This window comes from Bacillus sp. JJ1562 (genome assembly GCF_036962705.1).
GTDB lineage: Bacteria > Bacillota > Bacilli > Bacillales > Bacillaceae_L > Ferdinandcohnia.
Genome location: NZ_JBALOQ010000018.1, coordinates 77003 through 90694, shown reverse-complemented (window position 1 = coordinate 90694; position 13692 = coordinate 77003). Strand labels below are relative to the sequence as shown.

14 protein-coding genes are annotated in these 13692 nt (G+C 38.7%); 8 read left to right on the top strand and 6 right to left on the bottom strand.

Translation table 11 applies throughout. The features are described from left to right. Window positions 1-42: 42 nt before the first annotated feature. The 4 genes from V7097_RS12415 to proI form a co-directional block, all read right to left on the bottom strand. Window positions 43-855 (bottom strand): hypothetical protein, encoded by an 813-nt coding sequence (locus V7097_RS12415; protein WP_335703937.1) that lies wholly within the window; start codon window positions 853-855, stop codon window positions 43-45. Window positions 856-911: 56 nt separating this feature from the next. Then, window positions 912-2051 (bottom strand): CAP domain-containing protein, encoded by a 1140-nt coding sequence (locus V7097_RS12410; protein ID WP_335703936.1) that lies wholly within the window; start codon window positions 2049-2051, stop codon window positions 912-914. Between the two features lie 233 nt (window positions 2052-2284). After that, complete coding sequence (locus V7097_RS12405; protein WP_335703935.1) at window positions 2285-3484, bottom strand: MFS transporter; 1200 nt, start codon at window positions 3482-3484, stop codon at window positions 2285-2287. Window positions 3485-3622: 138 nt separating this feature from the next. Continuing rightward, window positions 3623-4471 (bottom strand): pyrroline-5-carboxylate reductase ProI, encoded by an 849-nt coding sequence (gene proI, locus V7097_RS12400; RefSeq protein ID WP_335703934.1) that lies wholly within the window; start codon window positions 4469-4471, stop codon window positions 3623-3625. A gap of 464 nt (window positions 4472-4935) precedes the next feature. Here proI and V7097_RS12395 point away from each other — a divergent pair, with 464 nt between their 5' ends. From V7097_RS12395 to V7097_RS12380, 4 genes are all read left to right on the top strand, one after another. Then, window positions 4936-5901, top strand: coding sequence for an MBL fold metallo-hydrolase (locus V7097_RS12395; RefSeq protein WP_335703933.1), 966 nt, complete (start codon window positions 4936-4938; stop codon window positions 5899-5901). 27 nt (window positions 5902-5928) lie between these two features. Next, window positions 5929-6723 carry an SDR family NAD(P)-dependent oxidoreductase gene (locus V7097_RS12390; RefSeq protein ID WP_335703932.1) on the top strand — a complete coding sequence of 265 codons (795 nt, stop codon included), beginning with the start codon at window positions 5929-5931 and terminating at the stop codon, window positions 6721-6723. A gap of 169 nt (window positions 6724-6892) precedes the next feature. Further along, window positions 6893-7933 carry a glutathione S-transferase family protein gene (locus tag V7097_RS12385; protein WP_335703931.1) on the top strand — a complete coding sequence of 347 codons (1041 nt, stop codon included), beginning with the start codon at window positions 6893-6895 and terminating at the stop codon, window positions 7931-7933. A 12-nt stretch (window positions 7934-7945) separates the two neighbouring features. Continuing rightward, entirely contained in the window at window positions 7946-8446 is a 501-nt protein-coding gene (locus tag V7097_RS12380; protein ID WP_335703930.1) for a GNAT family N-acetyltransferase, read from the top strand. A 65-nt stretch (window positions 8447-8511) separates the two neighbouring features. On the opposite strand, the gene V7097_RS12375 is transcribed toward V7097_RS12380, so the two are convergent. Next, a complete protein-coding gene (locus V7097_RS12375; RefSeq protein ID WP_335703929.1) occupies window positions 8512-8706 on the bottom strand; it encodes a YqzH family protein in 195 nt (64 codons plus the stop codon). Window positions 8707-8860: 154 nt separating this feature from the next. On the opposite strand from V7097_RS12375, the gene V7097_RS12370 reads away from it, so the two are divergent. The 4 genes from V7097_RS12370 to V7097_RS12355 all read left to right on the top strand — a co-directional run bounded on the left by V7097_RS12370 (window position 8861) and on the right by V7097_RS12355 (window position 12360). Further along, window positions 8861-10123, top strand: a complete 1263-nt coding sequence (locus V7097_RS12370) for a DinB/UmuC family translesion DNA polymerase (protein ID WP_335703928.1) — start codon at window positions 8861-8863, stop codon at window positions 10121-10123. A 17-nt stretch (window positions 10124-10140) separates the two neighbouring features. Continuing rightward, entirely contained in the window at window positions 10141-10473 is a 333-nt protein-coding gene (locus tag V7097_RS12365; protein ID WP_335703927.1) for a YolD-like family protein, read from the top strand. Between the two features lie 68 nt (window positions 10474-10541). Then, entirely contained in the window at window positions 10542-11141 is a 600-nt protein-coding gene (locus V7097_RS12360; RefSeq protein WP_335703926.1) for a GNAT family N-acetyltransferase, read from the top strand. A 301-nt stretch (window positions 11142-11442) separates the two neighbouring features. Beyond that, window positions 11443-12360 carry a ketopantoate reductase family protein gene (locus V7097_RS12355; RefSeq protein ID WP_335703925.1) on the top strand — a complete coding sequence of 306 codons (918 nt, stop codon included), beginning with the start codon at window positions 11443-11445 and terminating at the stop codon, window positions 12358-12360. A gap of 224 nt (window positions 12361-12584) precedes the next feature. Here the strand turns inward: V7097_RS12355 and V7097_RS12350 are convergent, their stop codons facing one another. Next, complete coding sequence (locus V7097_RS12350; RefSeq protein ID WP_335703924.1) at window positions 12585-13679, bottom strand: citrate synthase/methylcitrate synthase; 1095 nt, start codon at window positions 13677-13679, stop codon at window positions 12585-12587. Between the last annotated feature and the right edge of the window lie 13 nt (window positions 13680-13692).

Here is a 13692-nt window from a genome sequence, read left to right as displayed (position 1 = left end):
TCAAACAAAGAAGCATCGACTTTCCGTTGTCGATGCTTTTGTTTATTTATATGTTTTTTCGGCTAATTTCTTACCGGTTTCTGTACTAATGAGAGCTACTTTTGTCGGCACGTATTTTTGAGTTTGTTTATCAAAAACATATCTTGTTTCAAAATACGCGATTACATCATAATGGGCAATGCCGGAAACAGCTCGAATTGCCACGATATCCTGTGGTTTCATTTTTGTTAATTTATCAAAACGATACCCAGAAACAGGGTCAACCCAAGTTTCAATTGCTTCAAGTCGTTTCTTTAATTCTTCCTTATCTGGAAAATCTCTATAGCGATCCTCTGATAACGGAATGACTGCTTCTAAGTCAGTCCGTTTATCAATAAATTCAACTTGATTATCACCAATGTATTTCATAGAAAAACGCTTTTTCGCTTCATCAAGCCAGCCTGATGTATTAGGGTCTGTGAAAATTTCCTCAACTTTTTCACCAGTATAGCTTAGGACCGTTAACCCGGTGACGCCTCCACTCCCGACAGAATGAAAATAAAGGAGTATATCCTGTTTCCCATTTTGAAGGACGTCTGCAAACTTCATGTCAGCCAATTGGTATAAATCCTGTTTATTATGATAGGTACCTAATTGCTCACCATTGATTTTTAAAGACCACTCATTTGCAAGATTATATTGATTTTTTCTCGCATATAACTCGATGATATCCTTTTTTCCATCACCGTCTAAATCAATATACTCCTTTTGAACAATAGTAAAGGGTCCATACTCAACATCGGTTTGCCCAGCAAGAGTCACACTGTGAAAGCCGACGAGAAGGCCTAGCATTAATAAAAATCTTACGAGTTTCACAAAATCACCTCTTTGGTAGGATAACCAAAAATTGAGAGGTATATAGGTGAGACTTCTTACTTTGTAAAAAAGTTCTCCGTGTAATAAGGATGAGATTCAGTATTAAAAGCTACGCCAACCCCTAAATACTTATATTCCTTTTTTAGAATATTTTCTCGATGTCCCATTGAGTTCATCAAGCCTTCATGGGCGAAAATACTGCTGAACTGACCATAGGCGAGATTTTCTCCTGCAATCGTAAATAAAATTTCGTCCTCAAGCATTCGATCAAAGGGAGACTGGCCTTGTAAATTTGTATGACTGAAATAATTGTTTTCTGCCATATCTAAACTATGCTTTCTTGCAGTTTCCTTCACGTGGTCATCCCATGTTAACACCCCTAAGCCATGATTGACCCTGGATGCATTTGTTAGATCAAATAATTGATATTCGAAGCCTTCTTTTAACTGCTCACTGGCGTCTGTATAAAAATCCGCTCTATTTCGTTCGAGTGCTTCTGAAATAATCTGAATCGAAGTCACCGTATTGTTTTCGTGTTTATCATAAAAGAGGGTGACATAGGTGTTATCGATATGGAATACGTCATAGTCCCGGTCCTGCTGAAATTCATAATAAACAAATCCTTTTTGGATTCGACTCATAGGTTCACCAAGTAGATTAAGAGCGTCTTGTTTTGGTGTTCCTCGTTTGATTCCTTTCGTTGATGAAATGAGGTCTTGATTTGTGTATAAGCCAACAACATTATCACGAGAGTCATAAGCGACCATCATAAAATTGTGGTAGTTTTCATGATACGTATACCAGTTCGTTCCATATTCATTTAAAGATGTCCGTTCAGCGGCACCGAGCTTCGTTTCTACACTCTGTTTACTCTCTCCAAGCTCAACATTGTGTATCGAAAAAGCCTGTTCACTAGGAACATGTAGCTCTGGCTTCTCGATTACGTTCTGGTCAATAATTGAATTTTCCGGTGCTTTTTCCTCAAAGGTTTGCAGCAATGTTGCGATATAGTCTTTTGCCTCATTTAGTTTGGTTTTTATCGTTTCGAGTTCATCAGATTCAGAAACTCGGTCGATTTCAGATGTAATAGTATCGAAAACTGATTGATTATCAGTTTTAGTGGCGAGTTTATCTAGCACTGTCCATCCGGCATATAAGAAAAATAAAAATGATAAAAATAATAGGATTCTCCTCATAAGTAAAACCTCCAATCCCTATAACATTATTCAGTCGAGGTTTAAGCACCAACTAAATAATGTTAAAGCCTACGGCGGATGCCACGATTTTTCAAAGGAAATTTTTCGAGCGGGCTCGAAAAAAATCGGGCCCAGATACGCCAAGGCGTATCTGATATATACATTCTATCCAAAATTCTTCGAAACGATAAGGGATTTTTAAGACTAAAAGCGAAAAAGGGGAGAGGATCCCCTTAGACAGATGTTGGAGTTGTCGTTTTACCAATCCATATAAAATAAAGCAAAATGGAAATTAGAACAGAGAATGCAGAGGCAATGTAGATCGAATGGTACCCTAAATGGTGGGCAATTTGACCGAAAGTAATTGCTCCAATTCCAACTCCCAAGTCAAAGGATGAAAAAAAGGTTGCATTAGCCATTCCTTTGCGATGTGCTGGAGCGGTTTGCACAGCCCATGCTTGTAAGGCTGGTTGTAAAGCACCAAAACCAAGTCCATAAAGAAAAGCGGCAATATAAAGGACAAGACTGCTAGGTAACCATGCTAATAGAACCATAGCTACAACAATCATAAAAGCACCAGGTGCAAAAATTGCTTGATGACCTTTTAAATCATAAAGCCGACCGGCAAACGTACGAGTAATCATTAAAGCGATCGCAAATAATAGAAAGTACCATTCAATCCCGGGTATTTCCTTTTGTAGAGTATAAATGGGTAAAAAGGCTGCGATTCCTCCAAATGTAACAGTTATAAAGAATAATAGAATCGAAGGTGGAAGGGCTGTTTTTTCATAAAAGTCCCATTTTCTAGGTTTTTCTTTTATTGGTTCTCGCTTTTTGTAGTGGATTTTAGATGATAAGATGAGTGCCACTAATCCAAGAATGGCACAAATGGAAAAGATCTTTGTAAAGGATATTGTGCCAGCAAGTGTAAGACCTAAAGAGGGTCCAAAAGCAAGGGCAATATTACCGAATAGACCGAAATAGCCCATTCCTTCACCACGTCTATTGGCAGGGATTAAGTCTGTAGCGATTGTTCCGGAGGCTGTTGTTGAAAAGCCCCAACCAATCCCTTGAATGATTCGAAACATGAATAAAAAAAGTAAGCTTGAGATGATTCCATAGGAACCAACAGATAAAACGAAGATGGAGAGCCCAAGTAAATAAACGAAGCGTCGTCCTCTTATTTCTAATTGATGGCCGGCGAAAGGTCTGATTAAAAGTGCGGAAAAAGTAAAAAAACCAACGACTAATCCAATGAGTTGGTCATTGCCTCCAAGCTGTTCAACAAATAGTGGAATTGTCGGTAACGTCATTTGAAAGCCGAGAAAAATAAAAAAGTTTGAAATGCAAATAAGGGTAAAATCACGGGTCCAAATTTTTTCTTTGGGCGTACTTAGCTGTGGAGGTGTTTCTTTAATTAGCGGTGCACTCATAGAATCTCCCCATTGTATAATATTTCGGTTGGCTAAATATTATTTCTTTCATTTTACCAAAAATGTCAGTAAAATCCTACCATTGTGCACCAATTTCTCGGATACGGTAGAATTCCACTGACTTTTTAAAAAACTTGGCTATTCATTTTCTTGTGAAACGGATTGAAGCATGGCTTCTCCAAGCTCGGAGGAGCGAACGGTAGCACGCTTAATGCAGGCCACCATTGCTTGTTGGTAGTTATATTGCTCCAACACTTTTATACCTGCTTCTGTCGTACCACCTGGACTTGTTACTTCTTTTCGTAATGCAGCAGGCTGCTTAGGTGAACTTTTTAGCATTTCCGCTGCACCAATAATCGTTTGAAGAATTAATTCTTTAGCAATTCCTTTTTCGAGACCGATATCATCAGCTGCTTTTTCCATCGCTTCAACTAAATAATATACATATGCAGGACCACTTCCAGATAGACCTGTGACTGCATGAAGATCTTTCTCAGCCACTGTTGTAACAATTCCAATTGTTTCAAATAATTGGCGCGCAATCAGAATATGGTGTTCATTTGCGTACATTCCTACTGATAAGGCTGTAGCTGATTTTCCGATGGTGGCAGATGTGTTTGGCATTCCACGTACAACTGCAACTTCTTTGCTGAGTAAGTCTGTTATGGTTGTGGTTGCAACTCCTGCTAATACGGAGATGATAAGTTGTTTTTCGCTTACGAAATCTTTAATGGCTAAAACTGCGTCCGCCACGTCCTTTGGCTTTATCGCAAGAATAATGATTCCGGCATTTTCAATCGTTTCTTGTTTGTTCTGACTAACCGTTACCCCATAGGTTTTGTTTAGCTCTTCTAATCGGGTATGGTTGGAGCGATTCATTACAGAAATTTGTCTGGGCAAGAAGAGCTCCTTTTGTAGCATTCCAGAAATCATTGCCTCAGCCATTGAGCCGGCCCCGACAAACACAATATTTTGTTTCATTTCCATAACTATCCCTCCAATGTATTATCAAAATAAAAAGACCTATTCCATCCTTATTAAAGGACGGAATAGGTCTGCTATCCGCGGTACCACCTTACTTAACATCTGAAAAAAAGATTTTCCGATGAACACTCGTACCCGTATCGTGGGTGAAACGGTTAGGTTTTCCTAACAGCTCATAGGTAGGTTCAATCAAGAAGCGGGCTAATGAGATCTTTCAGCCGGTGGATCTCACTCTCTTATCGCCATTGCATGACTTACTAGTCCTAATCATTGCTTTTATGAATTTATATTAATGGTCATTATGCACTGATTTAAGCGTGATGTCAAGGACTCATTTTTAAAAAATAAGCCCATTTTTTTTTACATTAAAGAGAAGTTATTCGAATATAATGACAAAACGAGGATGAAAAGGTAAACTAATATTAAGTATAAGGAATTTATATGGAAATAGTTCAAAGGAGATTTATATGAGCAAACTTACGACCACGAAGGACGTTTTTAAAATTACCTTGCCCACACCTTTTGCTGTAGGTGATGTGAATGTATATGTTGTTAAAGGAGATGCTTTAACACTAATTGATGCTGGTGCAAAAACGGAGGTAGCATGGCAGTCCTTTAATGAGCAACTTGCTCAGTTAGGCTATCAACCTTCTGATATCGACCAAATCGTGATCACCCATCATCACCCAGACCATGTTGGGCTCCTTGATTATTTCAATACGGATATCCCAATTATTGGTCACCCCAAAAATCAACCATGGATTAGTCAGGATAAGCAATTCTTTGCAGATAATGAGCCGTTTTATAATGAGCTTTTTATTCAGTTAGGTCTTGACCCAGCATTTGTAGCATTATTTGACATGGATGAAGAATTTAAATATTCTTGCCGTAGGTCGCTAACAAAAACGGTTGAGGAAGGAGATACATTAGAAGGGTTAACGGGCTTTAAGGTATTGGAGACGCCAGGACATGCACAAAGTCATATTGTTTTGTTTCGGGAAGAGGATGGAATGCTTATTGCAGGTGACACCCTTTTAGCAAAAATCTCACCAAATCCATTGCTTGAACCTCCACAATTTGGTGAAACTACTAGACCAAGACCATTAATTCAATATAATAATTCTTTAAGAAAACTTCTTTCCCTTGACATGTCAAAGGTCGTGACAGGGCATGGAGCAGATATTCTGAACCCACGTGATTTAATTCAAGATAGATTCGTATCGCAAAAAGAGCGAGCATACCATGTTTTGCAAATGATTAAGAAAAAGCCAATGACTGCCTTTGAAGTATGTACTAAATTATTCCCGAAAGTGTACTTGAAGCAACCTCTCTTTACGGTGTCTGAAACAGTTGGACAGCTTGACTTCCTTGAGGAAATAGGTGAAATTAAGATAGAAGTAGTGAACGGACAATATATATATCACGCCAATTAAAAATTTCCCTGAGGTGAAAAAGGTCGTATGAATTCAAGACTTAAAGGAAAAACAATTGTTATTACTGGGGCTTCGAGCGGGATTGGTGAAAAAATTGCCTATCTCGTTGCAGAGCAGGGGGCATCTCCCATTCTACTAGCTCGAAGCTATGACCAGTTGGAAAAAATCGCACAGAACATTCAAGTAAAATACAACATAGACTGCTTATTTTATAAATTGGATGTTCGTGATACGGACCATGTAATAGAAGTGTTTGAGGACATCCTCCGTCATGTAAAAACGATTGATGTTCTTGTGAATAATGCTGGGTTTGGTGTGTTTGCAAATGTTGTGGATGCACAAATAGAGCAAATGAAGGCAATGTTCGAGGTGAATGTTTTCGGCCTCATTTCATGCACAAAAATGGTATTGCCGACGATGATAGAGCAAAATACGGGTCATATTATTAATATCGCCTCACAGGCTGGAAAAATCGCAACACCAAAATCGAGTGTCTATTCGGCTTCAAAGCATGCGGTTCTCGGGTTTACAAATAGTTTACGGATGGAGCTTTCAAGCACAAATATTCATGTAACAGCCGTAAATCCTGGACCGATTCGAACACGCTTTTTCGATATTGCTGATGAGTCCGGTACGTATGCGAAGAATGTAAATCGTTTTATGCTGGATCCCAATGTAGTTGCATCTAAAATCGTTAATGCCATGTTAACTCCAAAACGCGAAATTAACCTGCCAGGCTGGATGAATGCAGGTAGTATGTTTTATACCCTCTTTCCTCGACTTGTTGAAAAAGTTGGGGGAAAGGCATTTTTTAAGAAATAAGTATCGACAAAGCCCCTTTTTATAAGGGGTATTTTTTTTTCTTTAAACATAGAAAATTATTAATTTTAGGAGTTATATATCTTGACGCGCGATTTAGATAATGAGTAAATTACATTAAACACATTGAATTACTATGCATAAATAGAGGGAACATGAGGGAGAGAATGACATGTCACAAAATGATCAGACAATTAGTTGTGCGATTCCCGTTGAATCAAGCAATAATTCATCAAAAAAGCCAGTAGAAATAAAAGCCGATGGCTCTTTCAATCGTCAAACGAATCGCTTTACTATACCTTTTGGAAACCAGCCTGGTGAATTACCCGTTGAGTCTGGGCGCTACCGCTTGCTATGGTCTGCTGCATGTCCATGGGCACACCGATCTGTGATTGTTCGCAAAGTGCTGGGATTAGAAAAAGCGATTAGCTTAGGAACAGTAAGTCCTTTGAGACCAAGAATTCAGCATGTAGATTGGGAATTTTCCTTAGATGAAAATGGAGTTGACCCGGTCTTAGATATCCAGTATGTGAGTGAGGTTTATTTGAATGCGGACCCTAACTATACAGGTAGACCAACAGTACCAGTCATGGTCGATCTTGAATCCAAAAATGCGATTAACAATGATTATTTTAAGCTCACCAACTATTTTGAAACCGTTTGGGCTCCTTTCCATAAGGAAAATGCTCCTGATTTATATCAGAGTAGTTTGCGCGAAGAAATTGATGCTTTAAATGAGGTCATTTTTCATGATGTAAACAATGGCGTGTATAAATGTGGATTTGCTCGTTCTCAGGAGGCCTATGAACAAGCCTATGATCGATTGTTTGCTAGATTAGATGAGTTAGATGAGCGTCTATCCAAGCATCGTTTCTTATTTGGTGATTTTATTACGGATTCTGATGTCCGATTATATACGACGTTGGTGCGTTTTGATGCTGCTTATTATTCTGCATTTCGCACAAACCGAAATTTAATTCGCGAGTTCAAAAATTTATGGGGCTATGCCCGTGACTTGTATCAGACTCCCGGTTTCGGTGATACGACTGATTTTGATGCGATTAAGCGACATTATCATCTATCCATCACTATTGATACTGCAAAAGGAGAAGTGAATATTCTTCCTAAAGGACCAGATGAAGCTGTATGGCTTTCGGAACATGACCGTGAGCAGCTAAGTGGAAAAAAAGAAAAGTTCTTGATACGAGGATAGGTGAAATCATACATGAAAATTCGTGATGCAAAACAGGATGAATTAGATTTTATTCGGGAGCAACGAGTTGCTGCTTATCTTGAGCATTCAATGGAAATTCCAGCTGCTCATTGGCAGGCTCTTAAGCAGGGCATTTCTTCTGAGGCTGATCGCCTCCATGGTTCTGAGCTTATTGTGTGTGAACTTGATGAAAAAATTGTAGGGAGTGTAGTCTTGTTTCCTGCTAATACAGACGCGTATGAAGGCCAGTTAGAAGAGTTAGATTATCCTGAAATACGAATGCTAGCAGTTAGTCCTGAGGTTCGTGGGAAGGGTGTCGCTTCAGCTTTAATTACCGAGTGCATTCAGCGTTCACAAGCAAAAAATCATCAATTTATCGGACTACATACGGGTGAGTTTATGAAACAGGCGATTAAGCTATATACAAAACATGGCTTTGAGCGTTTGCCACAATATGATTTTGAACCCGCAAATGATGGGATTATTGTCATGGCGTTTCGCTTATCTATATAATACTGAAAAAACCAATTCGCAACTTAAGCGTTTTGGTTTTTTCTTTTGTTTACGTAAGCATTCTTTTAGGTGGTCAAATATTCATAGACAACGTCATTAATAATCTCATGAAGTTCAGCTTCAATTTCTATTCCCTGTTGCTTTTTTATATTTTCGATTAATACCTTGTAATCCTGCTCTGACAAGGGAACAGAATCGCTGTCATGCTTGTATTGATAAAAATAATTTCGAATCAGTTTGCGGATGAATTTATCCTCCATACTTACACCCCTTTTTAGATTATCCCCATTATAGTACGACCCAAAAGGGAACACCACCTGAAGTTTTTCTTTAAATTTCCATTGAAATCGAACGTATATTCTCCTATCATTAAGAATATAATACGAACATACATTCTTTTGGAGATGATGTTAGATGGTGGATTACAGTCAGTTGCCTGTTCAAAAGATTTTATGCGTGGATATAAAAAGCTTCTATGCAAGCTGTGCTGCTGTTTTATTAGGTCTTGATCCACTTGAGTGCTATTTAGCTGTTGTTGGAGATAAGGAGCGCCAGGGAAGTGTTGTGCTCGCCGCTTCTCCAAAGTTAAAACAGGAATTTGGAATAAAAACAGGATCAAGACTTTTTGAAATTCCCAAGGATCCACGAATTCAAATTGTAAATCCAAAAATGGCACTCTATTTACGAATTTCAACAGAAATTACGAGACTTTTTAATCGGTATGTCCCAAAAAGTGCGATTCATGTGTATAGCGTAGATGAAAGCTTTATCAAGATTGATGGGACTGAAAAATTATGGGGAGATGCTACGACGATTGCACGTAAAATTAGGCAAGAGATTGAAGCTGAGTATGGTCTAACTTGTGCCATTGGCATTGGCCCCAACATGTTGATGGCAAAGCTTTGCTTAGACTTAGATGCAAAGAAAAAAGGAATCGCGGAATGGACCTATGAAGATATCCCTGAAAAGCTGTGGACAGTGTCGCCATTGCGAGAAATGTGGGGGATTGGAAGCAGGGTAGAGCGAACCTTAAATGGGATGGGAATTACAACCGTTGGCCAACTTGCCCACTATCCACTTGAATTACTTGAGAAAAAATTCGGTGTGATGGGAAATCAGCTTTATTACCATGCCTGGGGTGTCGATCTATCAGAAATTGGCGCCCCTATTATGCAAGGACAGATTAGCTTTGGGAAAAGCCAAATCCTTATGCGTGACTACCCAGACCCAGAAGAAGTGAAGCACGTCATTCTTGAAATGTGTGAAGAGGTAGCAAGGCGAACGCGTCGACATAAAAAAGCAGGAAGAACGATTAGCCTTGGGATTCATTATAGCCAAGATGAGTTTGGCGGAGGATTTTATCGGTCGAAAACAATTGAAACTCCGACAAATATTACGATGGAAATGTATCGTGTCTGTCTTGAATTATTTGAGAAATTTTATGCCCAAAAAACAGTCCGGAAAATCTCAATTGCTCTGTCCAATATTGAGGATGACACACAAATGCAATTGGATTTGTTCTATCTCAACCGAGTCAGGCAGCATAAGCTTGGTTACGTAATGGACGGCATCCGAGGAAAATATGGTTCGGATGCAATCCTGCGTGCAGTTTCCTATACAAATGCCGGAACATCAAGACACCGCAGTAAGCTCGTCGGTGGACATAAGGCGGAATAGAAAGAAGGTAATAAGGAATGATACGGGACCGGGGAACGATCAAATGGACAGCGATGATGCTGCCGGAGCATGTGAAAATACTTAGAGATTGGGCTGAAGAAGATACGTATGAGCAAAAGCCAGAACTAGATGAGCAGCAAATCGAAGAGATGAATGGCATTCTCTGTCAGGCGATGGAGGAGGGGAGAGAGATTATCGTTACGCATTATGAGGCGAAACACCACAAACTCCTCCTTGGCTCCATTCACCACTATGATAATCTACAGGGTAAATTGCATATCATCGATAAATTCGGGGAAGCACACTATATCCCTGTAAACATGTTGGTTGATCTGCGCTTTTCCGATTAATTTGAGAAGGATTTTTCGACTAAAGTATAGAAGTTAATTGGTAAAAGAATAGAATGGAGTTAAATATGATGTTTGTATACCAAATTGACGAGGAACTGTCCTTAAAATTAACAGAGTTAAGTGATGCCGAACGAATTTTTGAACTAACCGAAAAGTCAAGACTATACCTAAGAGAATGGCTTCCATGGCTTGATATGACAACGAAGGTAGAGGACACAAAAGCATATATCGATTCATGCAGGAAAAGCTATGCGGAAAATAAAGGATTGCATACCGTTATCGTCTATAAAAATGAAATCGTGGGTGTCGCAAGCTTTAACTCAATCGATTGGAGTAATAAAATAGCCTATATCGGCTATTGGCTAGGTCAACAATACCAAGGAAATGGCATTATGACAAGGGTAGCAAAAGCATTAACAGATTATGCCTTAAACCATTTAAAACTAAATCGAGTGGAAATTCGTGCAGCAGTTGAAAATCATAAAAGCAGATCTATTCCGGAAAGACTTGGGTTTAAGAACGAGGGTCAAATAAGACAACACGAATGGCTTTATGATCATTATGTAGACCATGTTGTATATGGCATGCTTGCAAAGGATTGGAATACTGAAAAACAAGAAACGAGCACTCGAGTAACGCGGATTCTGTATTCGAGTCCAAAATTATAGAATTAGAAAAGGGACATCAAATTGGGACGATTTGATGTCTCTTTTTTGTTGTTATTTAAGGATTTGTATTAAAATATCAATGCTTCCTTTGATGTCAACAAGTATTGGAATAACGAAGACTTGTATGCCAGCAGGATAGCGTTTTTTATAATGGTCAACCTAGACTGAAATATCAATGTGTTACAAGGAATAATTTAAAATCCAGCTTAAAGGCTACTAAACGACTAATAGAGAGATTTAAGAAAATATCGAAAAACATGTTACTATAATAGTATTAATGTGAAAGGGTTGGAGATTTATTATGGAAATTAAAACAGTCTCAATTATTGGAATCGGTGCATTAGGTATATTGTTCGGGAATCAACTTGCGAAAAGATTGCCGAAAGAAAATGTTAGAATCATTGCTGATGAGCATCGTGTAGAACGATATAAAAAATATGGCGTATATTGTAATGGCGAACGCTGTGATTTTCATTATGTCACACCAGGTGAACTATGCGAACCAGCAGATTTAATTATTTTTGCAGTGAAAATTAATGGATTACAGGATGCCATAAGATCAGTAAAAAATCATGTAGGTAAAGACACTGTTTTTATATCAGCGTTAAATGGCATCACGAGTGAAGTGATTATTGGTGAAGCGTATGGTATGGATAAAGTGCTTTATTGTGTTGCTCAAGGGATGGATGCAGTAAAGGTAGGGAATAAACTGACTTATGACAACATGGGAATGCTTGTGATTGGTGACAAGGTATCAGGAGTTGTTTCGGAAAAGACAAAAGCGGTTGCTGCTTTTTTCGAGAAATACGGTGTTCCGTATGAAGTTGATCAAAATATGCCAAAAAGGCAGTGGGGCAAATTTATGCTGAATGTTGGTGTTAACCAAACGGTCGCTGTTTATAAAAGTAATTATAATGAAGTTCAAAAAGATGGCCCTGCAAGAGATATGATGATTGCTGCTATGAAAGAAGTGATTGAGCTTTCAGAAAAAGAAGGTGTGAATTTAACAGAGAAAGATTTGAACTATTGGTTGAAGGTTTTAAGTACATTAGGTCCAAACGGAAAACCATCGATGGCTCAAGATGTCGAGGCACGGCGTTATAGTGAAGTCGCTTTATTTAGTGGGACTGTCTTAGAGTTTGGTAAGAAACATAATGTGCAAACTCCTGTGAATCAGGAATTGTTCAACCGAATAAGAGAGATTGAAAGTGAATATTAGTAAGTTATTCATTAAGGAAAAGCCCAAAGGAATAAATTCTTTTCGGGCTTTGAAAATCGTTTATCTAATATAGTTAGTTTCTTTCATGAACCGATTAATTGTTTTTGAATCTACTTCACACCAAGTTTTCCCTTTTTCCGCCTTCTTAAGGCCAACGATTGGTTCTCCATTTTTTTATCACCGGCCACAGTCATAGACTTCAAGCCATCTAGCAATTGTCGGAGCTAAGCAAACGCCCTTTTTGTTCCTATATATTCTGATTCAGGGCGGAAAATAGAATTATCTTGCAGTTGCTCTATTGCATGTGCAGTCCAACCAATGATTCTCGCAACGCTGAAGGTCGGTGTAAACAGCTCTGGAGGCATTTCGATAGATCGCATAATTGCAGCTGCATAATACTCGACGTTTGTATAAAGTTTCCGACCAGGCTTATGCTTTGCGAGTAAATTGATTATTTCCTTTTCAGCTACGACTGCTAAGTCTAGCCACTCATCTATTCCTACCATACTGGCACATTTATCTCTCAAAAGAAAGGACCGTGGATCTTCTGTCTTATAGATTCTGTGTCCAAAACCCATTATTTTTTCTCCATTCTGGAGTTTCTCTTGGATAATTGGTAAGATGTTTTCTTGATTTCCTATTTCCTCAAGTAACTCAATAACTCCTGAAGGGGCACCTCCATGCAAAGGGCCTTTCATTGTGCCAATTGCAGATGTGATTGCCGCAGTTAAGTCTGATTCTGTCGAAATTGTTACGCGGGCAGAAAACGTAGCTGCATTCAATCCGTGTTCCATTGTTAATTTCAAATACGTTTCAAGTGCCTCAACTTGTAGGGCGTTTGGGAGCTCCCCATTTAGCATCCATAAGTAATTAGCTATGTGCGACAAATTTGGATTAGAATTCACGGTAGGTAAACCTTGTTGTTTTCGGTAATGTTTTGCTACGATTACTGGAATTGCTCCAGAAAGTATTATTGCTTGCTCTTCGATAGGAGCATTAGAAAAGGAAGCATGTGCAAATGCGGAAATAGCTGTACGTACAGCATCCATCAATGGTACCTCTGCTGGCAAAGCATCGATGATTGCTAGAACATGGGGAGGTAACAGTCTACTAATTATTAATTTACTCTCCAAATTCCTTAGCTCATTTTCGTCTGGTAAAACTCCGTGCCAAATTAAATATGCTACTTCTTCAAACGAATAAGATGGGATAAGTTCGTCTATTAAAACACCTCTGTAGCGTAATTCTCCTAAATCTCCTTCGACCGAAGCTATATTCGTTTGAACGGCCACAACATCTTTTAATCCTTTTTTAAACATTCTGTTTTCTCCT